This is a genomic window from Streptomyces sp. NPDC007863 (genome assembly GCF_040633895.1).
GTDB lineage: Bacteria > Actinomycetota > Actinomycetes > Streptomycetales > Streptomycetaceae > Streptomyces.
This window is the reverse complement of the sequence record NZ_JBEYEI010000012.1, coordinates 25,913-52,084: the sequence shown is the minus strand read 5'-3', so window position 1 is coordinate 52,084 and position 26,172 is coordinate 25,913. Positions and strand designations below refer to the sequence as shown.

24 protein-coding genes are annotated in these 26,172 nt (G+C 73.0%); 5 read left to right on the top strand and 19 right to left on the bottom strand.

All coding sequences use genetic code 11. From position 1 onward, the window contains the following. Nucleotides 1–10: 10 nt before the first annotated feature. The 3 genes from ybeY to ABZ621_RS19880 form a co-directional block, all read right to left on the bottom strand. Nucleotides 11–508, bottom strand: a complete 498-nt coding sequence (ybeY, locus tag ABZ621_RS19890) for an rRNA maturation RNase YbeY (protein ID WP_189946760.1) — start codon at nt 506–508, stop codon at nt 11–13. A gap of 11 nt (nt 509–519) precedes the next feature. Then, nucleotides 520–1,557 (bottom strand): PhoH family protein, encoded by a 1,038-nt coding sequence (locus ABZ621_RS19885; protein WP_169084939.1) that lies wholly within the window; start codon nt 1,555–1,557, stop codon nt 520–522. A 105-nt stretch (nt 1,558–1,662) separates the two neighbouring features. Next, a complete protein-coding gene (locus ABZ621_RS19880) occupies nt 1,663–2,727 on the bottom strand; it encodes a PfkB family carbohydrate kinase (RefSeq protein WP_360606552.1) in 1,065 nt (354 codons plus the stop codon). Nucleotides 2,728–3,131: 404 nt separating this feature from the next. Between ABZ621_RS19880 and ABZ621_RS19875 the strand changes: the two genes are divergently transcribed. Beyond that, complete coding sequence (locus ABZ621_RS19875; protein WP_360606201.1) at nt 3,132–4,514, top strand: MFS transporter; 1,383 nt, start codon at nt 3,132–3,134, stop codon at nt 4,512–4,514. Here the strand turns inward: ABZ621_RS19875 and ABZ621_RS19870 are convergent. The 9 genes from ABZ621_RS19870 to hrcA form a co-directional block, all read right to left on the bottom strand. Further along, entirely contained in the window at nt 4,481–5,470 is a 990-nt protein-coding gene (locus tag ABZ621_RS19870; RefSeq protein ID WP_360606199.1) for an adenosine deaminase, read from the bottom strand. The two genes, ABZ621_RS19875 and ABZ621_RS19870, sit on opposite strands and share 34 nt — an antisense overlap. A gap of 10 nt (nt 5,471–5,480) precedes the next feature. Continuing rightward, nucleotides 5,481–6,383, bottom strand: a complete 903-nt coding sequence (locus tag ABZ621_RS19865; protein WP_360606197.1) for a ribonuclease Z — start codon at nt 6,381–6,383, stop codon at nt 5,481–5,483. A 10-nt stretch (nt 6,384–6,393) separates the two neighbouring features. After that, entirely contained in the window at nt 6,394–6,753 is a 360-nt protein-coding gene (locus tag ABZ621_RS19860; protein WP_360606550.1) for a histidine triad nucleotide-binding protein, read from the bottom strand. A 58-nt stretch (nt 6,754–6,811) separates the two neighbouring features. Next, entirely contained in the window at nt 6,812–7,939 is a 1,128-nt protein-coding gene (locus tag ABZ621_RS19855; protein ID WP_360606195.1) for a tetratricopeptide repeat protein, read from the bottom strand. Further along, a complete protein-coding gene (locus tag ABZ621_RS19850; protein ID WP_360606193.1) occupies nt 7,936–9,234 on the bottom strand; it encodes an AAA family ATPase in 1,299 nt (432 codons plus the stop codon). The genes ABZ621_RS19855 and ABZ621_RS19850 overlap by 4 nt, the downstream gene beginning before the upstream one ends. Nucleotides 9,235–9,367: 133 nt before the next feature. After that, complete coding sequence (locus ABZ621_RS19845; RefSeq protein WP_360606191.1) at nt 9,368–10,111, bottom strand: 16S rRNA (uracil(1498)-N(3))-methyltransferase; 744 nt, start codon at nt 10,109–10,111, stop codon at nt 9,368–9,370. Then, nucleotides 10,108–11,196 (bottom strand): nitronate monooxygenase, encoded by a 1,089-nt coding sequence (locus ABZ621_RS19840; protein ID WP_360606189.1) that lies wholly within the window; start codon nt 11,194–11,196, stop codon nt 10,108–10,110. The genes ABZ621_RS19845 and ABZ621_RS19840 overlap by 4 nt, the downstream gene beginning before the upstream one ends. Nucleotides 11,197–11,288: 92 nt before the next feature. After that, the gene (dnaJ, locus tag ABZ621_RS19835) at nt 11,289–12,428 is read right to left on the bottom strand and encodes a molecular chaperone DnaJ (RefSeq protein ID WP_360606188.1); all 1,140 of its coding nucleotides are present in this window, start codon (nt 12,426–12,428) and stop codon (nt 11,289–11,291) included. After that, nucleotides 12,429–13,448 (bottom strand): heat-inducible transcriptional repressor HrcA, encoded by a 1,020-nt coding sequence (gene hrcA, locus ABZ621_RS19830; protein WP_360606186.1) that lies wholly within the window; start codon nt 13,446–13,448, stop codon nt 12,429–12,431. A 137-nt stretch (nt 13,449–13,585) separates the two neighbouring features. Here hrcA and ABZ621_RS19825 point away from each other — a divergent pair, with 137 nt between their 5' ends. Together ABZ621_RS19825 and ABZ621_RS19820 are read left to right on the top strand one after the other, a co-directional pair. Then, nucleotides 13,586–14,323: an MBL fold metallo-hydrolase gene (locus tag ABZ621_RS19825; protein WP_360606184.1), complete on the top strand. Its 738-nt coding sequence runs from the start codon at nt 13,586–13,588 to the stop codon at nt 14,321–14,323. 88 nt (nt 14,324–14,411) lie between these two features. Next, entirely contained in the window at nt 14,412–15,218 is an 807-nt protein-coding gene (locus ABZ621_RS19820) for a DUF3097 domain-containing protein (protein ID WP_360606182.1), read from the top strand. 25 nt (nt 15,219–15,243) lie between these two features. Here ABZ621_RS19820 and hemW read toward each other — a convergent pair whose 3' ends face one another. From hemW to lepA, 3 genes are all read right to left on the bottom strand, one after another. After that, on the bottom strand, nt 15,244–16,485 hold the full coding sequence (gene hemW / locus ABZ621_RS19815) for a radical SAM family heme chaperone HemW (protein WP_360606180.1): 1,242 nt from the start codon (nt 16,483–16,485) through the stop codon (nt 15,244–15,246). A 48-nt stretch (nt 16,486–16,533) separates the two neighbouring features. Next, nucleotides 16,534–18,411 (bottom strand): AMP-dependent synthetase/ligase, encoded by a 1,878-nt coding sequence (locus ABZ621_RS19810; protein WP_360606178.1) that lies wholly within the window; start codon nt 18,409–18,411, stop codon nt 16,534–16,536. Nucleotides 18,412–18,638: 227 nt separating this feature from the next. Next, nucleotides 18,639–20,507, bottom strand: coding sequence for a translation elongation factor 4 (lepA, locus tag ABZ621_RS19805; protein ID WP_360606176.1), 1,869 nt, complete (start codon nt 20,505–20,507; stop codon nt 18,639–18,641). Nucleotides 20,508–20,726: 219 nt separating this feature from the next. Between lepA and rpsT the strand changes: the two genes are divergently transcribed. Beyond that, nucleotides 20,727–20,993, top strand: coding sequence for a 30S ribosomal protein S20 (gene rpsT, locus ABZ621_RS19800; RefSeq protein ID WP_043221497.1), 267 nt, complete (start codon nt 20,727–20,729; stop codon nt 20,991–20,993). A gap of 663 nt (nt 20,994–21,656) precedes the next feature. On the opposite strand, the gene holA is transcribed toward rpsT, so the two are convergent. Next, nucleotides 21,657–22,649 (bottom strand): DNA polymerase III subunit delta, encoded by a 993-nt coding sequence (holA, locus tag ABZ621_RS19795; RefSeq protein ID WP_360606174.1) that lies wholly within the window; start codon nt 22,647–22,649, stop codon nt 21,657–21,659. Nucleotides 22,650–22,726: 77 nt separating this feature from the next. Here holA and ABZ621_RS19790 point away from each other — a divergent pair, with 77 nt between their 5' ends. Further along, the gene (locus ABZ621_RS19790; RefSeq protein WP_360606172.1) at nt 22,727–22,969 is read left to right on the top strand and encodes a hypothetical protein; all 243 of its coding nucleotides are present in this window, start codon (nt 22,727–22,729) and stop codon (nt 22,967–22,969) included. 66 nt (nt 22,970–23,035) lie between these two features. Here ABZ621_RS19790 and ABZ621_RS19785 read toward each other — a convergent pair whose 3' ends face one another. From ABZ621_RS19785 to ABZ621_RS19775, 3 genes are all read right to left on the bottom strand, one after another. Continuing rightward, nucleotides 23,036–23,935 (bottom strand): YceI family protein, encoded by a 900-nt coding sequence (locus ABZ621_RS19785; RefSeq protein ID WP_360606170.1) that lies wholly within the window; start codon nt 23,933–23,935, stop codon nt 23,036–23,038. 104 nt (nt 23,936–24,039) lie between these two features. Next, nucleotides 24,040–24,876, bottom strand: coding sequence for an arylamine N-acetyltransferase (locus ABZ621_RS19780; protein ID WP_360606168.1), 837 nt, complete (start codon nt 24,874–24,876; stop codon nt 24,040–24,042). A 26-nt stretch (nt 24,877–24,902) separates the two neighbouring features. Further along, the gene (locus ABZ621_RS19775; RefSeq protein WP_360606166.1) at nt 24,903–26,168 is read right to left on the bottom strand and encodes an MFS transporter; all 1,266 of its coding nucleotides are present in this window, start codon (nt 26,166–26,168) and stop codon (nt 24,903–24,905) included. Nucleotides 26,169–26,172: the final 4 nt, after the last annotated feature.

Here is a 26,172-nt window from a genome sequence, read left to right as displayed (position 1 = left end):
GCGCGCGGGGTCAGTTGACGGTGGGGGCCGGCGACGGGCCGGTGAGGCCCCGCTCGGCGCGCCAGCCGTCGACGATCGCCGCCTGGAGGCCGAACATCTCGGCCTTCTCCTCCGGCTCCTCGTGGTCGTAGCCGAGCAGGTGGAGGACGCCGTGGACGGTGAGGAGCTGGAGCTCCTCGTCCATGGAGTGGTTCGTCGGGGCGTCCTCGCCCTGCTTCTTGGCGACCTCGGGGCAGAGCACGATGTCGCCGAGGAGGCCCTGCGGGGGCTCCTCGTCGTCCTTGGCCGGCGGGCGCAGCTCGTCCATCGGGAAGGACATGACGTCCGTCGGTCCGGGGAGGTCCATCCACTGGATGTGGAGCTGCTCCATCGCCTCCGCGTCCACCACGATCACCGAGAGCTCGGAGAGCGGGTGGATGCGCATGCGCCCCAGGGCGTAGCGGGCGACGTCGAGGATCGCCTGCTCGTCGACCTCGGTGCCGGACTCGTTGTTGACGTCGATCGACATGTGCGGTGCTTCTACTTCCCGTTGCGGCCGGTGCGCTGCTCGTTGGCGCTGTCGTACTTCTCGTACGCGTCGACGATACGGCCGACGAGCTTGTGCCGGACGACATCGTGGGACGTGAGCCGCGAGAAGTGGACGTCGTCGACCCCGTCGAGGATGTCCTGGACCTGGCGCAGACCGCTCTTCGTGCCGTTCGGCAGGTCGATCTGGGTCACGTCACCGGTGATGACGATCTTCGAGTCGAAGCCGAGGCGGGTGAGGAACATCTTCATCTGCTCGGGGTTCGTGTTCTGCGCCTCGTCGAGGATGATGAACGCGTCGTTGAGCGTCCGTCCGCGCATGTACGCCAGCGGCGCGACCTCGATCGTCCCGCTCGCCATGAGCTTGGGGATGGAGTCGGGGTCGAGCATGTCGTGCAGGGCGTCGTAGAGCGGCCGCAGGTACGGGTCGATCTTCTCGTACAGGGTGCCGGGCAGGAAGCCGAGGCGCTCGCCGGCCTCGACCGCCGGGCGGGTCAGGATGATCCGGGTGACCTGCTTGGACTGGAGGGCCTGGACGGCCTTGGCCATGGCCAGGTAGGTCTTGCCGGTGCCCGCGGGGCCGATGCCGAAGACGATGGTGTGCTTGTCGATGGCGTCGACGTACCGCTTCTGGTTGAGCGTCTTGGGGCGGATCGTGCGGCCTCGGCTGGAGAGGATGTTCTGGGTGAGCACCTCGGCCGGGGTCTCGTCGGCGCCTTCGCCGTTCTCACTCGCCTTGAGCATGGCGATGGAGCGTTCCACTGCGTCCTCCGTCATCGGCTGTCCGGTGCGGAGCACCAGCATCATCTCGTCGAACAGGCGCTGGATCAGGGCGACTTCCACGGCGTCGCCGACCGCGCTGACCTGATTGCCCCGGACGTGGATGTCCGCCCGGGGGAACGCCTGCTCGATCACGCGGAGCAGGGAGTCTCCGGAGCCGAGGACGGTCACCATGGGGTGCTTGGCGGGCACCGCGAAGTGGGCCCGGGCCTCGCCCGGCGTTCCGTTGGGAGCTGTGGGTGTCTGCGTCATGGGCCGGCCCTCTGGCCTGCGCCTACCTCCTGCTGCGGGGTTCTCGCTGCTCGACAACCTCTCGCACCCCAGCCTACGACCTGGTACCGGTGTGCCCGAAGCGGTTTACGAGACAGGTGCCCGGAAGCCGATGGTGGGCACCGCGCGGCGGGTCGGCCAGGGGCGCGCGGGGACCGGCAGCAGGGCTTCGAGGAAGGCGTAGCGGGCCCGCAGGGCCTCCGGGTCCTGGCGGCCGTCGCGCTGGACGTGCTGCCACCAGGCGGCGATCTCGGGCCAGGTGGGGGCGGAGAGCGAGCCGCCGAACTCCTGGACGGAGAGGGCGGCGGTCAGGCCGGCGAAGGCGAGCCGGTCGGCGAGCGGCCAGTCGGCGAGGGTGCCGGTGACGAAGCCGGCGACGAAGACGTCGCCGGCGCCGGTGGGGTCGAGCGCCTCGACGCGGATGGCGGGGACCTCGGCGGTCTCCCCGGTGCCGCCGTCGACCGCGTAGGCGCCCTCGGCGCCGAGGGTGACCACGGCGTAGCGGACCTTGTCGGCGAGCGCGCGGGCGGCGGCCCGGGGGCAGTCGGTGCGGGTGTAGCGCATCGCCTCGGCCGCGTTGGGCAGGAAGGCCTCGCAGTGCTCCAGGTCGGTCAGGCCCGCCAGGTCCCAGCGGCCGGTCTCGTCCCAGCCGACGTCGGCGAAGACCCGGGCGCCGTCGCGGGCGGCGCGGGCCACCCACTCCTCGGCGCGGCCGGGCGCGAGGGAGGCTACGGCGGCGCGGGCGCGCGGCGGGCGGACCGGGGCGCCGTCGGGCCGGGGCGCCTCGTGGCCGTGCGAGACCATCGTCCGCTCGCCCTCGTAGGCCATGGAGACGGTGACCGGGGAGTGCCAGCCCTCGACGGTGCGGGAGAGGGTGAGGTCGATGCCCTCGCCCTGTTCGAGGGCGTCCCAGCAGTACTCGCCGTAGTGGTCGTCGCCGAAGGCGGCGGCGAGGGAGGTGCGCAGGCCGAGGCGGGCGAGGGCGGTGGCCATGTTGGCGACGCCGCCGGGGCTGGAGCCCATGCCGCGGGCCCAGGACTCGGTGCCGCGGACGGGGGCGCTGTCGAGGCCGGTGAAGATGATGTCGAGGAAGACGGTGCCGGTGAGGAAGACGTCGCAGGCCGGGTCGGCGGGCTCGCGGACCGTCTCCAGCGGGTCGACACCGGGGGCGCCGGGGACGCAGGGGACGTCGGCGGCCTGCTCGGGCCGGTCCTCGCGCTGGTCTCCGCCCGGTTCTCCGCTCTGTTCTCCGCTGGCTGTGCTCACGGACTACTCCCCGGTCGTGGTGCGGCGGGATCGGCACCGGGTGCCGATCCGGCCAGTGTGCCCGAAGGGGTGCGGGTCGAGGGGACCGACGCGAACAACGCGGACAACGCGACGGGCTGCGCCCTGATACCCGCTCGGACCGCCCCCCAAACTCATTGTGTTCCACATCACAGAACAAACCGGGGGAGAGCACCTTCTCCACGCATTCGGTTGCTTGATACACATGGTGCCGCGACCCCGTGGATCACCCGGGTGCCGTCTCACCCCCCTGTTCAGTTCCTGGAACGCCCATGCCGTCGCGCCCGCGCGCCCGTGGGGCGCTCGCCGCCCTCGTCGCCCTCTTCACGGCCGGATATCTCGCCCCGTACCTGCTCCCCACCGTCGTCGGCCGGCTCGCCGCGGGACTCGGCCTCGGCCCCTCCCAGGCCGGTCTGATCGGCTCGGTCCTGCTGCTCGCCTCCGCCTCCGCCGGCTTCACGCTGGCCACGCGCGTGCACCGGATCGGCCCGCGCCGGGCGGCCCGCCTCGGACTGCTCGCCATGACCCTCGGATACGGCTCCGCCGCCGCGACCGGCACCCTGCCGCCGGTGGTCGCCGGGGTCGTCCTCGGCGGCTTCGGCTCCGGTACGGCGACGGCGGTCGCGGCCTCCGGGATCGCCGGGCGGCCCGACCCGCAGCGGGCCTCCACGCTGGGCCTGCTGTCGGTCTCGGCGGTGGCCGGGGCGCTGTACCTGACGCTGCCGAGGCTCGGCGGCGGCCACGCCCCGCCGCTGGTCGCGCTCGCCTGCGCGGCGCTCCTGGTCTGGCCGGTCACGAGCCGGCTGCCCGGCGCCCCGCGCGCCCACCGGGACGTTCCGGCGGCGCGGGACGCCGGACCGCTGCCCCACCGCCGGGCGGGCGCGGTGCTCGCCGGCGGCCTCCTGTGCTGGTCCCTCGCCCAGAACGCCCTCTGGGGCGTCAGCGGCCGCATCGGCACGGTCCAGGCGGGCCTCTCGGAGGTCACGGTGGGCGCCGTCTTCGCCCTCGCGCTCGGCGCGGGCCTGGCGGGCGTCACCGCGGCGGGCGCGCTGGGCCCCCGGCTCGGCCGGGCGGTCCCGATCGGCGCGGGCACGGCCCTGATCGCGGCCTGCGTCCTGCTGAGCGCGACCGCCGAGGACCTCGCGTCGTTCGCGACCGGCGAGATCCTCTGGAACGTCCTCTACCCGGTCGTCCTCTCCTGCCTCCTGGGCCTCGCCGCCTCCCTGGACCCGCGGGGCCGCTGGGCCGTCCTGGTCGGCTCGGCCTCCTCCCTGGGCACCGCCTGCGGCCCGGTCACCGGCAGCGTCCTCTCGGAGACGGCGGGCTACCCGGGCATGGGCGCGACCCTGGCGGCCCTGCTCCTCCTGGTGGCGGCACCGCTGACGGCGGTCGCCCGCCGGCACTGTGGGCAGGCGTCCCGCAGGGCGGGACGGGTGGGCACAGGGACGGCGCCCTTTGCCGGGCCGAGGCTTTCCGGGCCTGAACCCTCACCCCGTGTGCGGCGCCGTACCAGTGCGGGTTCAGGCGCATGTGCGGAGGCACCCGCCCAAGGTGCCGTTCCGTTGTGCCCACCCGTTCCGCCCCTTGCGGAACGCCTGCCCCCAACGGAACGGCGGCCCCGTCAGAAGGTGTACGCCTCCACCTCGGCGAGGTAGCGCGCGCGACGCGGCTCGTCGTCGTCCAGGAAGGACGCTTCGAAGGAGTGCCGGGCCAGCACCCGCAACTGCTCCTGGCTCAGCGCCAGCGCCTCCCGCACCGCCGTGTAGTTGTCACCGACGTACCCCCCGAAGTACGCCGGATCGTCGGAGTTCACCGTCACGAGGAGCCCCGCGTCGAGCATCGCCCGCAGCGGATGCTCCCCCAGCTCGTCGATCACCCGCAGCCGCACGTTCGACAGCGGACAGAGCGTCAGCGGCACCCGCTCGCGGGCGAGCCGCTCGACCAGCTCGGGGTCCTCCATGCACCGCAGCCCGTGGTCGATCCGCTCGACGCCCAGGACGTCCAGCGCCTCGCGGACGTACGCCGCCGGCCCCTCCTCGCCCGCGTGGGCGACCCGCCGCAGCCCCAGCCGGGCGGCCTCCTCGTACACCTCGCGGAACTTCGCCGGCGGATGCCCGACCTCGGCCGAGTCGAGGCCGACGCCCGTGATCCGGTCGAGGTACGGCTTCGCGGCCTCCAGCGTCGCGAGCGCCGACTCGGCGGACTCGTCGCGCAGGAAGCACATGATGAGCCGGGTGGAGATCCCGTACCGCTCCCCGGCGCGGTCGAGCGCGGCGGACAGCCCCTCGACGACCGTGCCCATCGGCACGCCCCGCACCGCGTGCGCCTGCGGGTCGAAGAAGATCTCGGCGTGCCGGACCCCCTGCGCGGCGGCCCGCTCCAGATAGGCGTCGGCGAGCGCGGTGAAGTCCTCCGGGGTCTGCAGCACCGCCATCAGGGCGTAGTACAGGTCCAGGAAGGACTGGAGGTCGCTGAAGCGGTAGGCCTCGCGCAGTTCCTCGGTGGTCGCGTACGGCAGGGTGACGCCGTTCCGCTCGGCGAGGGCGAAGGCCAGTTCGGGTTCGAGGGTGCCCTCGATGTGGAGGTGCAGTTCGGCCTTGGGGAGGGGCATGGGTGGTGCTCTATCTCTTCGGTACGGGGACCCTCATGAGGTCCTGGGCAATGCTCAGCTCGCCCTCGAATCCGGCGGCCCTGGCCTGCCGTTCGAACTCCGACGGGTCGGAGTAGCGCTGCGAGAAGTGGGTGAGGACGAGGTGCCGGACGCCCGCGTCCCGTGCGACGGCGGCGGCCTGCCCGGCGGTGAGGTGGCCGTGGTCCCGGGCGAGCCGGACGTCCGCGTCGAGGAAGGTCGACTCGATGACGAGCATGTCGGCGCCCTCCGCGAGGGCGTGCACGCCGTCGCAGAGCCGGGTGTCCATGACGAAGGCGAAGCGCTGCCCGCGCCGGACCTCGCTCACCTCCTCCAGCGTGACGCCGTCGAGGACGCCCTCGCGCTGGATGCGCCCGACGTCCGGGCCCTTGATGCCGTGCGCGGCGAGCCGCTCCGGCAGCAGCCGGCGGCCGTCGGGCTCGACGAGCCGGTAGCCGAAGGACTCGACGGGATGCGAGAGCCGGCGGGCCTCCAGGGTGAAGGCCTCGGTGACGGCGACGCGGCCGTCCTCGGCGACCGGCGCCTCGGTCAGCTCGACGGACTCGCGGTAGGCGGTGGCGTACCGGAGCCGTTCGAAGAAGTGCTGCCCGCTCGCCGGGTAGTGGGCGGTGACCTGGTGCGGCACCTGGTCGAGGTTGATCCGCTGGATCACCCCGGCCAGGCCCAGCGAGTGGTCGCCGTGGAAGTGCGTGACGCAGATCCGGTTCAGGTCGTGCGCGGCGACCCCGGCCCGCAGCATCTGGCGCTGGGTGCCCTCGCCGGGGTCGAAGAGGAGGCCGTGGCCGTCCCAGCGCAGCAGGTAGCCGTTGTGGTTGCGGTGGCGGGTCGGGACCTGGCTGGCGGTGCCGAGGACGACGAGTTCGCGGACGGACACGGGCGCGGTCCTATCCGGGGGGCCAGTTGAGGCCGCGGCCGCCCAGCACGTGCGCGTGCGCGTGGAAGACGGTCTGGCCGGCGCCGGCACCGGTGTTGAGGACGATGCGGTAGCCGTGGCCGTCGACCTTCTCCTGCGCGGCGACCTCGCCCGCCTCGCGCAGCACGTCGGCGGCGACGCTCGGCGCGGCGGCGGCGAGCGAGGCGGCGTCCGGGTAGTGGAGGCGCGGGATGACGAGCACGTGGGTGGGCGCCTGCGGGTTGATGTCGCGGAAGGCCAGCGTGGTCTCGGTCTCGCGGACGAGCGTCGCCGGCACCTCCCCGGCCACGATCTTGCAGAACAGGCAGTCGCTCTGCGGCTCTCCGGCCATGCTCCGGGCCTCCTCGCCTTCGATGGTCACTGTCCTCGCATGCTATCCGGCGGCCGGGTCAGTCCTTGGGCATCCGCCGGTTGAGGGCCGAGCGGCTCACCCAGTACGTGATGATCACGGCCCAGAAGAGCGGGGTGCCGAGCCCCGCCACGACGCCGGAGTCGAAGCTCCACAGCGCCATCGTGACGACCGAGTACAGCCCGAGCAGCCCGACGGCGCCGGCCATCGCGAGGGCCGGCCGGCAGTTGCGGGCGACGAGCAGCATCGGGCGGCGCAGTCTCGGCGGCACCCGGCGGCCCATCCACACGGCCCAGCCGGCCCAGGCGCCGACGAGCACGGTCGCGCCGATGGCGAAGGGCACGACGGCGTCGGCGCCGGTCGCGCCGGTGCGGACCGGGGCGGAGCCGACGGCGGAGGCGATGAAGCCGAGCAGGGCGACCCAGCGGGCCCCGGCGGCCGTGCCCCAGGCCATCGCCTCCAGGTTGAAGCGGGCCTTGGTGTCGCCGAGGTCGAGGGCGGCGGAGGCGACGAAGCCCTCGGCGGCCTGGGTCCAGGCCCCGCGCCGCAGCCAGCGGCGGCGCAGCCGGAGGAGGGAGAGGTTGTTGTGGGCCTCGCTGCTCTGCGGGTTGAGCCGCAGGGTCGTCTCGTACGCCCGCCGGGCGGTGGCGTGGTCGCCGCGCCGCTGGGCGGTGAGGCCGACGAGGAAGTGGGCGGCGTCCTCCTCGGGGCCGAGGGCGACGGCGGTGCGCGCGGCCTCGTAGGCGGCGGCGGTCCTGGCCCGGTCGCGGACGCGGCCGGCCTCGGCGGTCTCGGCGAGCGCGGTGCCGAGCGCGTAGTGGCTGCCCCAGAACTGCGGGGCGAGCTCGACGGTGCGGTGGGCGGCGGCCTCGGCGTCCCCGTACCGCTTGAGGGCGAGGAGGATCTGGGTGCGCATCAGGTGGGCGCCGATCAGCTCGGGTTCGGCGCGCAGCGCCTGCTCGACGGCGGCGAGCGCGGCGGGGTGGTCCCCCGCCCGGTGCCGGCAGCGGGCGAGCAGGGTGAGCGCGTCGGCGTCCTCGGGGTCCTCGGCGAGGTGCCGGGCGGCGAACTCCCCGGCCTGCTGGTACCGGCCGGCCTCGTACAGCGCCTCGGCGCGGGCGAGCGCGGAGGGCGTGGCGGGGCCGGCGGGCGTGGCGGGGGTGGTCACAGCTTGCGCTTCCGCTTCAGGTAGGCGAGGAGGTCGTCGTAGAGACCGCCCTCGTTGGCGAACATGGCGACGTTCCGCGCGGCGGCGAACCAGGGCTCGGTGGAGGGCCGGATCTGCTTGGCGGCGCCGAGCAGGTCCTTGGTGGTGATGAGGCGGACGGAGCCGGTGCGGGCGGAGTCCAGGAGGGCGGTCTCGGCGGCCGTCTCGCACAGGTGGGCGAGGTCGGCGCCGGAGAAGTCCTCGGTGGCCTTGACGAGCTTGCCGAGGTCGACGGCCTCGATGGGCCGGTCGCGCAGGTGGTAGCGGAGGATCGCCTCGCGTGCGGGGGCGTCGGGCGGCAGCACGAGGAGGGTGCGGTCGAGGCGGCCGGGGCGGCGCAGGGCGATGTCGACGTCCCAGGGCACGTTGGTGGCGGCGAGGACGAAGACGCCCTCGTTGCCGGCGCCGGAGGCGATGCCGTCGAGCTCGGTGAGGAGCTGGTTGACGACGTTGCGCAGCCCGTTGTTGTGGGTGCGGGAGCGCTTGCCGCCGAGGGCGTCGAGCTCGTCGAGGAAGACGACGCAGGGGGCCTGGCGGCGGGCGGTCTCGAAGATGTCGTGGACGTTCTTCTCGGAGGCGCCGATCCACATGTCGAGGACGTCGGAGAGCGAGACCGTGAGGAAGTTGGCGCCGAGCTCTCCGGCGACGGCCCGGGCGATGAACGTCTTGCCGCAGCCGGGAGGGCCGTACAGGAGGAGTCCGCCGCGCAGCGACTTTCCGTAGAGGCGGCGGAGTTCGGGGTTGCGCATGGGTGCGAGGAAGGCGGCTTCGAGCCGCTCCTTGACGTCGGTCATGCCGCCGACGTCGGCGAGGCGTACGGCTCCGGGCGCGTCCACGTCCCAGGCGGCGGCGTCCCCGGCGAGCCCGTCCCCGCCCTCGGCCTGCGGCTCCTCCAGGAACCGCGGCCCGACGACGTCGGACACCTGCTCCTCGGCGGCGGCCCAGTCGAAGGAGGCCTTCGGCTCGGGCCGTACGGGAGCGGGCGGCACGGCGGGGGCCTGCGGCACGGCCGGGGTCTCCGCCACGGCGGGTGCCTCGGGCGCGGCCGGCGGCAGCCCCATCGCGCGGACCATCAGCGCGCGGGCGGCGGCGTCCCCCGGCGCGTGCTGGAGGGCGACGGCGGCCTCCGTGACGGCCTCGTCGCTCCGCCCCTCCGCGAGGAGGAGTTCGGCGAAGTGGAGGCGCAGGGGCACGTCGCCGGGCGCGGCGGCGACCGCGGCGCGCAGACTGCGGATCAGGGGGGACTCGTCGGCCATGCGGCTCAGCCTAGAAAAGACCCCGACCGCTTGGACAGCGGGTCCCCGATCTGTGGACAACCGCCCGCCGCCCGCGCCCCTGTGGACAACGCGGCCGCCAGGGCCCACCCGACCCTGATCCGCCGGACAGGCCCTAGCCCCAGCGGCCGGTGCGGCCGAGGACGAGGGCGGTGGCCGCCGTGCCCGCCGTGGAGGTCCGCAGGACGCTCCGGCCGAGCCGGTACGGCCGCGCTCCGGCCGCCTCGAAGGCGGCCAGCTCCTCCGGGGAGACCCCGCCCTCGGGGCCGACGACGAGCACGATCGAGCCCTTCGCGGGGAGCTCGGCGGTGGCGAGGGCGCCGCTGGGGTGGTCGCGGTCCTCGTGCAGCACGGCCGCGAAGTCGGCACCGGCGAGCAGCTGGGCGACCTGCTTGGTGGTCATGAGGTCGTCGACCTCGGGGAAGCGGGTGCGGCGGGACTGCTTGCCGGCCTCGCGGGCGGTGGCGCGCCACTTGCCGAGCGCCTTGAGGCCGCGGTCGCCGCGCCACTGGGTGATGCAGCGGGAGGCGGCCCACGGCACGATCGCGTCGACGCCGGTCTCGGTCATGGTCTCGACGGCGAGTTCGCCCCGGTCGCCCTTGGGGAGGGCCTGGACGACGGTGATCCGGGGCTCCTCGGCGGGCTCCTCGTGCGCGCCCGTCACCTCGACGGTCAGCCGGTCCTTGCCCTCGGTGTCCCGCACCACGCAGTCGGCCCAGCGGCCCCGGCCGTCGGTGAGGACGAGCGTCTCGCCGGCCTGGAGCCGCTTCACGGAGACGGCGTGCCGTCCCTCGGGGCCTTCCAGGACGAAGGTGCCGGCGCCGGGCACGGCGTCGACGACGAAGACGGGGGCGGTCATGAGGCACTCCTGAGGGCCGGGTCGGCGAGGTCGGTGAGGGCGGTGTCGAGTTCGGCGGCGAGCACCCGGACCAGTTCCGCGGCGGGCAGCTCGCGGGCGAGGCGGTGGCCCTGCCCGGCCCACAGGGCCATGCCCTGGGCGTCCCCGGCGGTGGCGGCGGCCTTCCGCAGCGGGGCGGTGAGGTGGTGGATCTCCGGGTAGGCGGCGGGCGCGTACGGCCCGTGCTCGCGCATGAAGCGGTTGACGAGCCCGCGGGCCGGCCGTCCGGAGAAGGCGCGGGTGAGGGCGGTGCGCTGGAAGAGCGGGTCGGTCAGGGCCCGCTTGTGCAGCGGGTGGGCGCCGGACTCGGGGCAGACGAGGAAGGCGGTGCCGAGCTGGGCGGCGCCCGCCCCGGCGGCGAGGACGGCGGCGATCTGCCCGCCGCGCATCAGCCCGCCGGCGGCGACGAGCGGCAGCTCGGTGGCCTCCCCGACCTGGGCGAGCAGGGCGAGGAGGCCGGTGCCGGGCTGTTCGTCGGCGGGGTCGTCGCGGTACGTGCCCTGGTGGCCGCCCGCCTCGACGCCCTGCACGCAGAGCGCGTCGGCCCCGGCCGCCTGGGCCGTCCGGGCCTCCTCCGCCGAGGTGACGGTGACGATCGTGTACGTGCCGGCGCGGGCGAAGGCCTCGAAGGTCTCGGGCTTCGGGCAGCCGAAGGTGAAGGAGACGACGGGGACCGGGTCCTCCAGGAGGATCGCCAGTTTGGACTCGTACCCGTCGTCGCGGCCGTCGTCGGTCTCGCCGAGCGCGGTGCGGTACCAGCCGGCCTCCCCGGCGAGCTGGTGGCGGTAGACCTCGATGGCCGCGGGATCGGCGCCGGGGTCGGTCTGGGGCATGAAGACGTTGACGCCGAAGGGCTGTCCGGTGAGCCCGCGGACCTGCTTGATCTCCTGGTAGAGGCTGCCGGCCGTCTTGTACCCGGCGGCGAGGAAGCCGAGAGCGCCGGCCTCGGCGACGGCGCCGACGAGCGCCGGACAGGAAGCGCCACCCGCCATGGGGGCCTGCACGATCGGGTACCGGAAGAGATCGTTCAGTGCGGTGGTGGACATATGGGCATCGTGTCATGCCCGTTCCGGCGCACGGGAAAGGGGCGGCACTCAGAGTGCCGCCCCTCTCACTCACCGATCATGCCGGCCGGGCCTCAGCGCCCGTTGAAGGCGTCCTTCAGCCGCGAGAACAGGCCCTGCTGACCGGGCTGGAACTGGCCCGTGGGCCGTTCCTCGCCGCGCAGCTTGGCGAGCTCGCGCAGGAGGCGCTCCTGCTCGGGGTCGAGCTTGGCCGGGGTCTGGACCTCGACGTGGACGATGAGGTCGCCGCGGCCGTTGCCCCGCAGGTGGGTGACGCCCCGGCCGTGCAGCGGGACCGACTGCCCGGACTGGGTGCCCGGGCGGATGTCGATCTCCTCCGGGCCGTCGAGCGTCTGCAGCTGCACCTTGGTGCCGAGCGCCGCCGCCGTCATCGGGAGGGTGACCGTGCAGTGCAGGTCGTCGCCGCGCCGCTGGAAGACCTCGTGCGGGGTCTCCTGGATCTCGACGTACAGGTCGCCGGCGGGGCCGCCGCCGGGGCCGACCTCGCCCTCGCCCGCGAGCTGGATCCGGGTGCCGTTGTCGACACCGGCCGGGATCTTCACGGTCAGGGTGCGGCGGGACCGCACCCGGCCGTCGCCCGCGCACTCGGGGCACGGGGTCGGGACGACGGTGCCGAAGCCCTGGCACTGGGGGCAGGGCCGGGAGGTCATGACCTGGCCGAGGAACGACCGGGTGACCTGGGAGACCTCGCCGCGGCCGTGACACATGTCGCAGGTCTGCGCGGCGGTGCCGGGGGCGGCGCCCTCACCCGAACAGGTGCCGCAGACGACGGCCGTGTCGACCTGGAGGTCCTTGGTCGTGCCGAAGGCCGCCTCGTTGAGGTCGATCTCCAGACGGATCATGGCGTCCTGGCCGCGACGGGTCCGCGAGCGCGGCCCGCGCTGCCCGGCCGTGCCGAAGAAGGCGTCCATGATGTCGGAGAAGTTGCCGAAGCCGCCCGCTCCGAAGCCGCCCCCGCCGCCCATGCCGCCGGAGGAGGAGAGCGGGTCGCCGCCGAGGTCGTAGACCTGCTTCTTCTGCGGGTCCGAGAGGACCTCGTAGGCGGCGTTGATCTCCTTGAACCGCTCCTGCGTCTTCGGGTCCGGGTTGACGTCCGGGTGAAGCTCGCGGGCGAGTCGGCGGAAGGCCTTCTTGATCTCGTCCTGGGAAGCGTCGCGGCGCACGCCGAGTGTGGCGTAGTAGTCCGTGGCCACTTACGACTCCGCCAGGATCTGTCCGACGTAACGTGCCACTGCGCGTACCGCTCCCATCGTTCCGGGGTAGTCCATGCGGGTCGGTCCGACCACGCCGAGTTTGGCGACTGCCTCGCCGCCCGAACCGTAGCCGACCGAGACGACCGACGTGGAGTTCAACCCCTCGTAGGCGTTCTCGTGCCCGATGCGTACGGTCATGCCCGATTCCTTGACCTCGCCGAGCAGCTTGAGGAGCACGACCTGCTCCTCAAGGGCCTCCAGGACGGGCCGGATCGTCAGCGGGAAGTCGTGTCCGAAGCGGGTGAGATTGGCGGTGCCGCCGATCATCAGCCGCTCCTCGTGCTCCTCCACGAGCGTCTCCAGGAGCGTCGCGAGCACGGTCGAGACCGTGGCGCGCTCCTCGGCCTCCTCGAAGGACTCGGGGAGGTCCTGCACCAGCTGCGGCACGTCGGCGAAGCGACGGCCGCCGACCCGGCTGTTGAGCCGGGCCCGCAGATCGGCGAGGGAGGTCTCGCCGAAGGGCGCGGGGCAGTCGATCACCCGCTGCTCGACCCGTCCGGTGTCCGTGATCAGGACGAGCATCAGCCGGGCCGGGGCCAGCGACAGCAGCTCGACGTGACGGATCGAGGAGCGGGTCAGCGACGGGTACTGCACGACGGCGACCTGCCGGGTCAGCTGCGCGAGCAGCCGCACCGTGCGGCCCACGACGTCGTCGAGGTCCACGGCGCCGTCGAGGAAGTTGTGGATGGCGCGCCGCTCGGGGGTCGACAGCGGCTTGACGCCCGCCAGCCGGTCCACGAAGAGGCGGTAGCCCCTGTCGGTGGGGATCCGTCCGGCGCTGGTGTGGGGCTGGGCGATGTACCCCTCCTCCTCCAGCACCGCCATGTCGTTGCGCACGGTGGCGGGCGACACGCCCAGCTTGTGACGCTCGGTGAGCGCCTTGGAGCCGACCGGCTCCTCCGTCCCGACGTAGTCCTGGACGATGGCGCGCAGTACCTCGAGTCTGCGTTCGCTGAGCACGCGCACACCTCCCGTTCGGCCGTTCCGGTTGCTCCGCTTTTGGCACTCGCCCTGCCCGAGTGCCAGGAATCCCCCGGCCAGTGTACGGCCGGGGCCGTCGCTCCTGGCAAGGAGGCGGACCCGCTAGCGTCGGAGCCATGGACATCGACGAAGCGGTCTGGGCGGCTCAGGGGTGGGAGAGGCTCGCGTCCGGAGTGGGCCGGCGGCGGCTCCCCGGCTGGGACGCGACCACCGGACTGGTGGTGGGGGACAAGGCCGTGCTGCTCTACGACACCGGCTCCACGCTCGCCGAGGGCGCCGCGATCCGGGCCCAGGCGGAGGCGATCACCGGCGGCCGGCGCGTGACGCACATCGCACTCGGCCACCCCCACTTCGACCACGTCCTCGGCACCGCCGCCTTCGCCGGCGCGGAGGTCTTCGGCGCGGTCGGCATGGACGAGCTCCTCGGCTCCGCGCGCACCCGCGAGGAGCTGTACGTGGACGCGGTGCGCCAGGGGGTCGACGAGCGGGCCGCGGCGGAGGCGGCGGAGGCCCTGGTGGCCCCGCGTCACACGGTCACCGGCGAGTGGACCCTCGACCTCGGCGGCCGCCAGGTCCTCCTGGCCAATCTGGGCCCGGCCCATTCCGGCCACGACCTCGCCGTCTTCGTCCCCGGCGAGCACGAGACCGTCTTCTGCGGCGACCTCGTCGAGGAGTCCGGCGAACCCCAGGCGGGCCCCGACGCCACCGGCGCCCGCTGGCCCGACGCCCTCGACCGTCTCCTCGCCCTCGGCGGCGAGGACGCCCGGTACGTCCCGGGCCACGGCGCCGTCGTGGACGCGGCCTTCGTCCGACGCCAGCGCGATGAACTGGCACGCCGCTTCGGGGTGTCGTAGCGTCACGGAGCGCGCGGCCACGGGCGGTACCCGACGCCTCCCCGGCCGCGCGGAGGACCCGTCCGCGCACCCGGAGGACCGAAACCCCTTGCGCAGCTACAACCCGGACCTGACGCCCCCGTGGAAGAAGCAGGCCCCCGCCCCCGAGGTCCCGGCCGACCCGGACCTGGTGGTCGAGGAGGTCTCCACGGGCTTCTGCGGGGCGGTGATCCGCTGCGAGGCGGGCACGGTGACGCTGGAGGACCGCTTCGGCAAGCACCGGGTCTTCCCGCTCGACCCGCGCGGCTTCCTCCTGGACGGCCGCGTGGTGACCCTGGTGCGCCCCGCCTCCCCCGGCCCGTCCCGCCCGGCCCGTACGGCCTCCGGCTCGATCGCCGTCCCCGGGGCACGCGCGCGCGTGGCGCGGGCGAGCCGCATCTACGTCGAGGGCCGCCACGACGCGGAGCTGGTGGAACGCGTCTGGGGCGACGACCTCCGCGTCGAGGGCGTGGTGGTGGAGTACCTGGAGGGCGTCGACCACCTCCCGGCCATCGTCGCCGACTTCGCCCCGGGCCCCGACGCCCGGCTCGGCGTCCTCGTCGACCACCTGGTCCCCGGCTCCAAGGAGTCCCGCATCGCCGCCGAGGTCGCCTCGGAGCACGTCCTGGTGGTCGGCCACCCCTACATCGACATCTGGCAGGCGGTGAAGCCCGCCACCCTGGGCATCCGGTCGTGGCCGGAAATCCCCCGTGGCCAGGACTGGAAGACGGGCACCTGCCAGGCCCTCGGCTGGCCGTCGGACAACACCGGCGCGGTCTGGCAGGCCATCCTGAAGCGCGTCACCTCCTACAAGGACCTGGAACCGGCCCTCCTGGGCAAGGTGGAGCACCTGATCGACTTCGTGACGGTGGGCTGAGCCCCCCGACCACGAGGACGGCGCCCTAGTCCACCAGGTCCCGCACGACCGCGTCCGCGAGCAGCCGGCCCCTCAGGGTCAGCACGGCCCGCCCGGCGGCGTACGGCTCCGGATCGAGCAACCCGTCCTCCAGCGCCCGCCCCGCGGCCGCAAGCCCCGCGGGCTTGAGCAACGACAGCTCGACCCCCTCCCGAAGCCGCAGCTCCAGCAGGATCCGCTCGACCCGTCGGTCCTCCTCCGCCAGCACCTCCCGCCCGGCACCGGGCGACTTCCCGGCGCCGAGCGCCGCCGCGTACGCGCCGGGATGCTTGACGTTCCACCACCGCACCCCGCCCACGTGCGAGTGGGCGCCGGGCCCGGCCCCCCACCAGTCCGCGCCGCGCCAGTACAGCTCGTTGTGCAGGCAGCGCCCGGCCTCGGAGGTCGCCCAGTTGGACACCTCGTACCAGGAGTACCCGGCCGCCTCGAAGGCCTCGTCGGCGATCAGGTAGCGGTCCGCGTGCACGTCGTCGTCGGTCATCGGCACCTCGCCGCGCCGGATCCGCCGCGCCAGCTGCGTACCCTCCTCGACGATCAGGGCGTACGCGCTGACGTGGTCGGGCCCCGCCCCGATGGCCGCGTCGAGCGAGGCCCGCCAGTCGTCGTCGGACTCGCCCGGCGTCCCGTAGATCAGGTCGAGGTTGACGTGCTCGAACCCGGCCGCCCGCGCCTCCGCGACGCACTCCTCGGGCCGCCCGGGCGTATGGGTCCGGTCGAGGATCCGCAGCACGTGCGGCCGCGCGCTCTGCATGCCGAAGGAGATCCGGTCGAACCCCCCGGCCCGCAGCTCGGCGAGGTACTCCGGGTTCACGGACTCCGGGTTCGCCTCGGTCGTCACCTCGGCGTCGTCCGCGAGCCCGAACTCGTCCCTGATCGCCCCCAGCATCCGTACGAGGTCCCCGGCGGCGAGCAGCGTGGGCGTACCGCCGCCGACGAAGACCGTCCGCACCGGCCGCGGGTCGTCCCCGAGCACCTTGCGCGCGAGCCGGATCTCCTCGACGACCTGACCCGCGTAGTTGTCCCGCGAGGCGAGCACCCCGCCGGCACCGCGCAGCTCGCTCGCGGTGTACGTGTTGAAGTCGCAGTAGCCGCACCGCGTGGCGCAGTACGGCACGTGCAGATAGAACCCGAGCGGCCGCTCCCCCGCCCTCTCCAGGGCGTGCGGGGGCAGCGCCCCGTCCTCGGGCATGGGCTCACCATCGGGCAGTACGGAAGGCATGGGACCCATTGTCCCGTACTGCCCGCCCGTACTGCCCGGATGGCGGCACGCGGCCGGTCAGGCCTCGCGCGAGCCCGTGTACATGTCGTCGATCAGGTCCTTGTACTCGCGCTCGACGACCGGGCGCTTGAGCTTCAGGGACGGGGTGAGTTCGCCGTGCTCGATGTCGAGGTCGCGGGGCAGGAGGCGGAACTTCTTGATCGTCTGCCAGCGCTGGAGGCCCTCGTTGAGGCGGTCGACGTAGCCCTGGATGAGCGTGACGGTCTCCGGGGCGGCGACGATCTCCGCGTACGACTTGCCGCCCAGGCCGTGCTCGCCGGCCCAGCCGAGGAGGGCGGGCTCGTCGAGGGCGATGAGGGCGGTGCAGTAGTTCCGGTCGGCGCCGTGGACGAGGATGTTGGAGACGAAGGGGCAGACGGCCTTGAAGTGGCCCTCGACCTCGGCCGGGGCGATGTACTTGCCGCCGGAGGTCTTGATGAGGTCCTTCTTGCGGTCGGTGATCCGCAGGTAGCCGTCGGCGGAGAGCTCGCCGATGTCGCCGGTGTGGAACCAGCCGTCGGCCTCCAGGACCTCGGCGGTCTTCTCGGGGAGGCCGTGGTAGCCCTCCATGATGCCGGGGCCGCGGAGCAGGATCTCGCCGTCGTCGGCGATGCGGACCTCGGTGCCGGGGAGCGGCTTGCCGACGGTGCCGGTGCGGTAGGCCTCGCCGGGGTTGACGAAGGAGGCGGCGGAGGACTCCGTCAGGCCGTATCCCTCCAGGATGTGGACGCCGGCGCCGGCGAAGAAGTAGCCGATCTCGGGGGCGAGCGCGGCGGAGCCGGAGATGCAGGCGCGCAGCCGGCCGCCGAAGGCCTCGCGGATCTTGGCGAAGACGAGGGCGTCGGCCACCTTGTGCTTGGCGGTGAGGCCGAAGGGCGCGGAGGCGGTGCCGGTGCGGCGGAAGTTGTCCTGGGTGACCTTGGCGTACTCGCGGCCGACGCCGGCGGCCCACTGGAAGATCTTGTACTTGGCTCCGCCGCCGGCCCGGGCCTTGGCGGCGACGCCGTTGTAGACCTTCTCGAAGATGCGGGGGACGGCCGCCATGTAGGTCGGCTGGACCACCGGCAGGTTCTCGATGATCTTGTCGACGCGGCCGTCGACGGCGGTGACGTGGCCGACCTCGATCTGGCCGGAGGTGAGGACCTTGCCGAAGACGTGGGCGAGCGGCAGCCACAGGTACTGGACGTCGGCCTGGGTGACGAGGCCGGTGGCGGCGATCGCCTTGGCCATGTACGACCAGTTGTCGTGCGGGAGGCGGACGCCCTTGGGGCGGCCGGTGGTGCCCGAGGTGTAGATGAGGGTGGCGAGCTGCTCGCGGGTGATCGCGCCGACCCGCTCCTTGACCGCCTCGGGGTGCTTCTCCAGGTACGCGGCTCCGCGCGCCTCCAGGTCGGCGAGGGTGAGGACCCACTCCTCGGAGGTGTCGGCGCCCTCGGGGTCGATGACCACCACGTGGTGGAGGCCGGGCAGCTCGGCGCGGCGCTCCACGGCCTTGGCGAGCTGGGCGGCGTTCTCGGCGATGAGCACCTTCGACTCGGAGTCCGAGAGGATGAAGGCGGACTCCTCGGCGTTGGTCTGCGGGTAGACCGTGGTGGTGGCCGCGCCGGCGCACATCACGCCGAGGTCGGCGAGGATCCACTCGACGCGGGTGGAGGAGGCGAGGGCGACGCGCTCCTCGGGCTGGACCCCGAGGTCGATCAGACCGGCGGCGACGGCGTGGACGCGCTCGGCGGCCTGGCCCCAGCTGAGCGACTTCCAGTCGTCCGGTCCGGTGCCCGAGGCGGCGGGCACCGGGTAGCGGTAGGCCTCCGCGTCGGGTGTGCGCTCGACCCGTTCGAGGAAGAGAGCCGCGACGGAGGGCAGCCGGTCGTCGATCTGGATCTGGTTGTCGCTCACGTCGTCCTCCGGGCGGCGGCGATGCCTGTTGGCGGTGCGGTGGTCATACAACTACGGATGTGCGGCTACGGACGCGTAACTAACTCGCGAGTAACCTGCGGGGGGCTTCAGATTAGAGCGCCGACGTCCGGTACGTAAGGGCCTGTGGATAACGGTGGATAACGAACGGGCCCGCGCGCCGGAGGCACGCGGACCCGTTCCGTCCACGACGGGGTGGCCGAATCCTGCTACTTCTTCGACTTACCGCCGGATTCGTCGCTCGACAGGACGGCGATGAAGGCCTCCTGGGGCACCTCCACCGAGCCGACCATCTTCATGCGCTTCTTGCCTTCCTTCTGCTTCTCCAGCAGCTTCCGCTTACGGGAGATGTCACCGCCGTAGCACTTGGCGAGGACGTCCTTGCGGATGGCGCGGATGGTCTCGCGGGCGATGACCCGGGAGCCGATGGCCGCCTGGATCGGCACCTCGAAGGCCTGCCGGGGGATGAGCTCGCGCAGCTTGGCGACGAGCCGCACGCCGTACGCGTACGCGGCGTCCTTGTGGGTGACGGCGGAGAAGGCGTCGACCTTGTCGCCGTGCAGCAGGATGTCGACCTTGACCAGGCTGGAGGCCTGCTCGCCGGTGGGCTCGTAGTCGAGGGAGGCGTAGCCGCGGGTCTTGGACTTCAGCTGGTCGAAGAAGTCGAAGACGATCTCGGCGAGGGGCAGGGTGTAGCGGATCTCCACCCGGTCCTCGGAGAGGTAGTCCATGCCGATCAGCGTGCCGCGACGGGTCTGGCAGAGCTCCATGATCGCGCCGATGAACTCGCTGGGCGCGAGGATCGTGGCGCGCACGACGGGCTCGTACACGTCGTCGATCTTGCCCTCGGGGAACTCGCTCGGGTTGGTGACCGTGTGCTCGCTGCCGTCCTCCATGACCACGCGGTAGACCACGTTGGGCGCGGTGGCGATGAGGTCGAGCCCGAACTCGCGCTCCAGCCGCTCACGGATCACGTCGAGGTGCAGGAGGCCGAGGAAGCCGACGCGGAAGCCGAAGCCGAGCGCGGCGGAGGTCTCCGGCTCGTAGACCAGCGCGGCGTCGTTGAGCTGCAGCTTGTCGAGGGCCTCGCGGAGGTCCGGGTACTCGGAGCCGTCCAGCGGGTAGAGACCCGAGAAGACCATCGGCTTCGGGTCCTTGTAGCCGCCGAGGGCCTCGGTGGCGCCGTTGTGCAGGGAGGTGATCGTGTCACCGACCTTGGACTGGCGGACGTCCTTCACACCGGTGATGAGGTAGCCCACCTCGCCGACGCCGAGACCGTCGGACGGCGTCATCTCCGGGGAGGAGACGCCGATCTCCAGGAGCTCGTGGGTGGCGCCGGTCGACATCATCCTGATGCGCTCGCGCTTGTTGAGCTGCCCGTCGATGACACGGACGTACGTGACGACGCCCCGGTACGAGTCGTACACCGAGTCGAAGATCATCGCGCGGGCGGGCGCGTCGGCGACGCCGACCGGCGCCGGGATGTCCTGGACGACCCGGTCGAGCAGCGCCTCGACGCCCATGCCGGTCTTCGCGGAGACCTTCAGGACGTCCTCCGGCTGGCAGCCGATGAGGTTGGCCAGCTCGTCGGCGAACTTCTCCGGCTGGGCGGCCGGCAGGTCGATCTTGTTGAGCACGGGAACGATGGTGAGGTCGTTCTCCATCGCGAGGTAGAGGTTCGCGAGGGTCTGCGCCTCGATGCCCTGGGCCGCGTCGACCAGCAGGATCGTGCCCTCACAGGCGGCCAGCGATCGCGACACCTCGTAGGTGAAGTCGACGTGCCCGGGGGTGTCGATCATGTTGAGGATGTGCGTACGCCCCTGCTCCGGCCCCTCGGTCGGAGCCCAGGGCAGCCGGACCGCCTGGGACTTGATCGTGATGCCGCGCTCACGCTCGATGTCCATCCGGTCGAGGTACTGGGCGCGCATCTGCCGCTGGTCGACCACACCGGTCAGCTGGAGCATCCGGTCGGCGAGCGTGGACTTGCCGTGGTCGATGTGCGCGATGATGCAGAAGTTGCGGATCAGAGCCGGGTCGGTACGGCTCGGCTCGGGCACGTTGGTAGGAGTCGCGGGCACGCAGGGTTCTCGTCTCGGGGCGGTGTTCGGAACGGATACGTAGCCCCCATCGTCCCATGCCCCACGGCCGGCCGTCCGGTTCGGGCGTTCCACACCCGCTCCCGGCCCTCGTTTGGGCGGCCGGGAGGGCGCCTGATACCGTGGACAGCTGTGTCTCGTGTGCCCTCTCAGCTGCGCGGCACATCCTGAAGAAACATCGAACCTGTAAAGGCTCTTTCAGTGGCGAACATCAAGTCCCAGATCAAGCGGAACAAGACCAACGAGAAGGCGCGCCTGCGCAACAAGGCCGTCAAGTCGTCGCTCAAGACCGCGATCCGCAAGGCCCGTGAGGCTGTCGCCGCCGGCGACCTCGAGAAGGCCACCGTGGCCGCCCGTGCCGCCTCGCGTCAGCTCGACAAGGCTGTCTCGAAGGGTGTCATCCACAAGAACGCCGCCGCCAACAAGAAGTCGGCGCTGGCTGTCAAGGTCGCCTCCCTCCAGGGCTGAGAACGGATCTCCTGATCCAGGCTCCACCGGCCGCCGGGACCCAGCGGACCCTCTCTACCGCTCCCGCCCGGCCACCCGCCCCGTACGCGAGACGCGTTCGCCACGCGTGTACGGGACACCCCAGCACCACCCAAAAGGCCCCGCACCCTCCTTCCCCAGGAGGGTGGGGGGCCTTTTGGCGTGGTGGGGGCAGGGGTGGGGGTGGGGGCGGCTGGGGTGAGGTGTCCCTTCCGGGGGGCGAGCGGGCCCGGGACAGGCCACGGCCAAGGCGAGCGGGAGCGCGTCCCCTCCGGGGGAGACGTCCGCCCGACGGACAGGCGGACAGGCGGACAGGCGGACAGGCGGACAGGCGGACAGGCGGACAGGCGGACAGGCGGAGCCTAGAGCGCAGCGCTGGAGATACGAGGCGCAGCCAGGCGTGGGCCGGGGCGTGGCCCCGGGGTTGCCGGTTCTGCCCCCGGCGGGGTTTCGGGAAGGGGTGGGGTGGGGGGCTTCAAGGCGTCACGCCACGACCACGGCGCCGAAACCCGGCGGGTCCAGCCCCCGGCCCGCGCAGCAGGCCCCGCACCGCAGCGCGTGTCAGGCGCCGCGTGCCGAGGTCCGCACCGCGTGGGCCGGCCGGTCAGGGCGCCACCAGGCAGGCCCCACGTCGCCGCGCGCGCGTCAGGCGCCGCCGCGGGCCCTCGCGGCCCGGGCCACTGCGACGACCGCCTTCTCCAGGGCGTACTCGGGGTCGTCGCCGCCGCCCTTCACCCCCGCGTCCGCCTCCGCCACGGCCCGCAGGGCCATCGCGACGCCGTTCGGGGTCCAGCCCCGCATCTGCTGCCGCACCCGGTCGATCTTCCACGGCGGCATGCCCAGCTCGCGCGCGAGATCGGCGGGCCGCCCGCCCCGCGCCGAGGAGAGCTTGCCGATGGCCCGCACCCCCTGCGCGAGCGCGCTCGTGATGAGCACGGGCGCGACCCCGGTCGACAGCGACCAGCGCAACGCCTCCAGCGCCTCCGCCGCCCTCCCCTCCACCGCCCGGTCGGCGACGTTGAAGGACGAGGCCTCGGCCCGCCCGGTGTAGTACCGCCCGACGACCGCCTCGTCGATCGTCCCGTCGACGTCCGCCGTCAGCTGCGCGACCGCGGAGGCCAGCTCCCGCAGGTCGCTGCCGATGGAGTCGACGAGCGCCTGGCACGCCTCGGGCGTGGCGGACCGCCCGAGCGCCCGGAACTCCTGCCGCACGAAGGTCAGCCGCTCCGCGGGCTTCGTGGTCTTGGGACAGGCCACCTCCCGCGCCCCCGCCTTGCGCGCCGCGTCGAGGAGCCCCTTGCCCTTGGCTCCGCCCGCATGCAGCAGGACGAGCGTGATGTCCTCGACGGGCGCGTCGAGGTACCCCTTCACGTCCTTGACGCTCTCCGCCGAGAGGTCCTGCGCGTTCCGCACGACCAGCACCTTCCGCTCGGCGAAGAGCGAGGGGCTGGTGAGCTCGGCGAGGGCACCCGGCTGGAGCTGGTCGGGGGTGAGGTCCCGTACGTCCGTGTCGGCGTCGGCGGCCCGCGCGGCCGCCACCACCTCCCGGACGGCACGGTCGAGGAGCAGGTCCTCCTGGCCCACGGCGAGCGTGACGGGGCCGAGGAGGTCGTCGCTGGAAGTCTTTCTGGTGGCCATCGCGTTCCAGCATCCCACGCCCCACCGACAGCGAACCCCGCCACGGCTCCGGCGGCGCCCCACGCGAGAATGACCGGGTGAGTGAACGACACGTACTGGTGCTCCCCGACCGCGACGCCGCCGAGGAGCTCACCGAGGAGCTGTCCGCCCGCTTCGGGGTGGCCGAGGAACCGCAGCTGGTCCGCGACGCGCTGGCCGGCGAGGACGACGCCGAGGACGCGCAGTGGCTGGTGGTCGTCGAGGACCCGGACGGCCGCCTCGACCCGACGGCCCTGGACGACCTCGCCGCCGAGTACGAGGGCTGGCTGGAGGCCCCGTGACCGGTCCTGGACCGGCCCGCCCGGCGTACGCGCCCGACCTGGCCGGCCGGGCCTAACCCGCCGGGCCTAGCGCGCCGGGCCCGCCGCCTTCGGCACGATCTGCACGTCCAGGTCGATCGCGATGCTGGAGCCGACCGCCGCGATCCCGCGCGCGAGCAGCGTCTGCCAGGTGAGGGTGAAGTCCTCGCGGTGGAGTTCGGTGGTGGCCCGGCAGGCGCCCCGGGTCTCCCCCTCCAGGCCGCTGCCGAGCCCGAGGTACTGGGTGTCCAGCGTGACGGTGCGGCTCACGCCGTGGAGGCTGAGCGCGCCCGTGACGCTCCAGCGGGAGCCGCCGCGGTGGGTGAAGCGTTCGCTGAAGAACTCGATGGTCGGGTGGACGCCGACGTCCAGGAAGTCCCCGGAGCGCAGGTGGTCGTCGCGCATCTGCACGCCGGTGTCGATCGAGGCCGCGTCGATGACGACGTGCATCGCCGACTGCTCCATGCGCTCGGCGATCCGTATCGCGCCGGCGAAGCTGTTGAACCGCCCATGGATCCGCGCAAGGCCGATGTGCCGGGCGGTGAACCCGATCTGGGAGTGCGCGGGGTCGATCTCCCAGTCGCCGGGCTCGGGCAGCGGCGGCTGCGGGGCGACCTGGAGCAGGACGTCCCCGAGGTCCGCGTGGACGCCCTGGTCGATCACGGCGGTGGCGTGGTGCGGCGTGTACCCGTCGGAGGTGACGGCGAGCCGGTACTCCCCGGCCGGCACGGTGGCGAGGAGGGTGCCGTACGGGTCGGTCTCGCCGCCCAGCACCTTGCGGCCGGCCGCGTCCGTGAGCGCGAACTCGGCCTGCCGCAGCGGCTCGTGCACGGGGTCGAGGACCCGGCAGCTCAGCACTCCCGCCGAGGCCGGTACGGCGTACCCGGCGAGCGCGCCGCTCCGGCCGCCGCCACCGCTCCCCCGCTTGCCGAAGAGGCCACCGAACATTCTTCACGCACCCCCGTGCGACTCGTTCACTATGCAACGAGTTCGCATTCGATCACCGATGAGGCGTTCGAGGCAAACGCGACCTTGTTACCGACGAGTCCGAATTATGGATTCCACTCCCCCTCCCCCCTCTTCGCGGGCGCGGCCGGCAGCTTGTCGAGCACGATCCCGAACAGCTCCCGGTACGCCTCCAGCAGCTCCTCGTCCGTCCCGACCTCCCGCTCCGTACGCTCCCCCGCCACGGTCCGGTACAGCGTCCGGCCGCCGATGCTGACCCGGCCGTCCTCAGTGAGCAGCGAGCAGATCACCCCGCGGGTGAAGTGCGACGCGGGCGAGGTCCGGTGGTACCAGGCGCCGGCCTCGAAGTCCGCGAGCACCCGTGGCCGCGGCTCCAGCCGGTACCGCGGCGTCCCGTCCCGCACCACGTCGAGGTCCCCGTCCGTCCCGGGGACGTCCCGGATCACGAAGACCCCGGAGGCGTCGGCCTGCTCCCCGCGCTCGTCGAAGGCGAGCGGCAGATGGCTGTGGTCCCCGAAGCCCACGTCGGCCAGCCAGCGCCGCCCGTCCACGTCCTCCACGAGCAGCGCCATGTGGTCGTACGGGATCCCCACCCGCCCGTCCGGCCCGAGGACCCGCGCCTGGAGCAGCTCGGCCCGGTAGCCGAGCGCCCGGAGCAGCGCGGCGAACGCGGTGTTCAGCTCGTAACAGAACCCGCCCCGCCGGGCCACGGCCACCTTGTCGACGAGCGCCTTCTCGTCGAGGACGATCTCCTCCCCGAGGTGGATCGAGAGGTTCTCGAAGGGCACCGCCAGCAGATGCCTCAGGTGCAGCTCCCGCAGCGCCCCGGCGTCCGCCCGCTCCGGCCGTGCGGCTCCGATGCGCTCCAGGTAGCGCCCCACGGCCGCGTCCGGCAGCCCCCCGGACTTTTCATGATCAGTCATGGGGGCAGTCTGCCGGTTCACCGCCGTCACGGGGTGGCGGCGGCCGATTCCCGCTCCTGGGTCGGCAGTTCGCGCATGCGCGCCAGGGGCGAGGGCAGCAGCCACAGGACGGCGAAGACGCCGCCCACCGTGGCGATCCAGAGGGTGGGCCGGAGGCCGAGCGCGGTGCCCAGCACGCCTCCGGCGAGCGCCCCGAGGGGACGGAAGCCGTGGTTGAGGGTGCGGAAGGCCCCCATGACCCTGGCGCGCATGGTCTCCGGGATGAGCGCCATCTGGAAGGAGCCCGCGGCCACGTCGACGATCATCACGCCGACGCAGGACAGGAACTCGGCGGCGAACAGCACGCCCACGACGAGCGGCAGCGGTCCGTCCGCCGCGGGTATGAGGACCAGCGGCAGGGTGAAGCCGATGAAGCCGATGACGAGGGAGCCGCCGATGCCGAGGCGACGGACGACCGCCCCGCTCCACATCGCCCCGAGCAGACCGCCGACCGCTCCGGTGCCGAGGATCAGGCCGAGCAGGCCCGCGCCGAGTCCGAGGTCCTGGGTCACGTAGAGCACGAAGAGGGTGTGGAACATGTAGTTGAAGAACTGGACGGTGCCGGAGGCGGCGAAGAGCGCCCGCATCGACGACTCCCGCAGCACCCACCGCATCCCCTCCGTGAAGTGCCCCTTGGCCACGGGCGCGGGGGCGGGCTCGGTCGGCCGTATCTTCGCGAGGTATCCCGCCGACACCAGATAGGTGAGGGCGTCCGCGAGCAGCGCCACGGGAGCGGTCAGCACCTGGACGAGGACGCCGCCGATGCTGGGCCCGGCCAGCCATGCCATCGAACGGCTGCCGTTCACCAGCGAGTTGGCCTGCACATAGCGATCGGTCGGGACGAGGGACGCGAACAGCGTGGAGTTGCAGACCTCGAAGAGCACCGACAGCGCGCCCACCCCGAAGGCGACGAGGTAGAGCTGGCCGAGCGTCAGCAGGTCGAGGGCGTAGGCGACGGGCAGGGTGAGCAGCAGCGCGGCCCGCCCCAGGTCCGTGGCGATCATGATCCGGCGGCGGTTGGCCCGCCGGTCGGCCCAGGCCCCGAAGGGGAGGTTGAGCAGCAGGGCCGGGAGGAGTTCGAGGGTCTTGAGCCAGCCCATCTGGGCGGCGTCGGCCCCGAGCACGAGCACGGCGGCGAGCGGCAGCGCCATCAGGGAGATCTGGTCCCCGACGAGCGAGACGGTCTGCCCCGTCCAGTAGAGCCGGAAGGTCCGCTCGCGCAGCAGCGCCGGAACCCGTGCGGTGAGGCCCATCCTC

Excerpts from the sequence above, each read along its gene's own strand:
- ybeY (WP_189946760.1), bottom strand. The coding sequence starts at position 508 with ATGTCGATCGACGTCAACAACGAGTCCGGCACCGAGGTCGACGAGCAG.
- ABZ621_RS19885 (WP_169084939.1), bottom strand. The coding sequence starts at position 1,557 with ATGACGCAGACACCCACAGCTCCCAACGGAACGCCGGGCGAGGCCCGG.
- ABZ621_RS19875 (WP_360606201.1), top strand. The coding sequence starts at position 3,132 with ATGCCGTCGCGCCCGCGCGCCCGTGGGGCGCTCGCCGCCCTCGTCGCC.
- ABZ621_RS19870 (WP_360606199.1), bottom strand. The coding sequence starts at position 5,470 with ATGCCCCTCCCCAAGGCCGAACTGCACCTCCACATCGAGGGCACCCTC.
- ABZ621_RS19860 (WP_360606550.1), bottom strand. The coding sequence starts at position 6,753 with ATGGCCGGAGAGCCGCAGAGCGACTGCCTGTTCTGCAAGATCGTGGCC.
- ABZ621_RS19850 (WP_360606193.1), bottom strand. The coding sequence starts at position 9,234 with ATGGCCGACGAGTCCCCCCTGATCCGCAGTCTGCGCGCCGCGGTCGCC.
- ABZ621_RS19845 (WP_360606191.1), bottom strand. The coding sequence starts at position 10,111 with ATGACCGCCCCCGTCTTCGTCGTCGACGCCGTGCCCGGCGCCGGCACC.
- ABZ621_RS19840 (WP_360606189.1), bottom strand. The coding sequence starts at position 11,196 with ATGTCCACCACCGCACTGAACGATCTCTTCCGGTACCCGATCGTGCAG.
- ABZ621_RS19825 (WP_360606184.1), top strand. The coding sequence starts at position 13,586 with ATGGACATCGACGAAGCGGTCTGGGCGGCTCAGGGGTGGGAGAGGCTC.
- hemW (WP_360606180.1), bottom strand. The coding sequence starts at position 16,485 with ATGGGTCCCATGCCTTCCGTACTGCCCGATGGTGAGCCCATGCCCGAG.
- holA (WP_360606174.1), bottom strand. The coding sequence starts at position 22,649 with ATGGCCACCAGAAAGACTTCCAGCGACGACCTCCTCGGCCCCGTCACG.
- ABZ621_RS19785 (WP_360606170.1), bottom strand. The coding sequence starts at position 23,935 with ATGTTCGGTGGCCTCTTCGGCAAGCGGGGGAGCGGTGGCGGCGGCCGG.
- ABZ621_RS19780 (WP_360606168.1), bottom strand. The coding sequence starts at position 24,876 with ATGACTGATCATGAAAAGTCCGGGGGGCTGCCGGACGCGGCCGTGGGG.
- ABZ621_RS19775 (WP_360606166.1), bottom strand. The coding sequence starts at position 26,168 with ATGGGCCTCACCGCACGGGTTCCGGCGCTGCTGCGCGAGCGGACCTTC.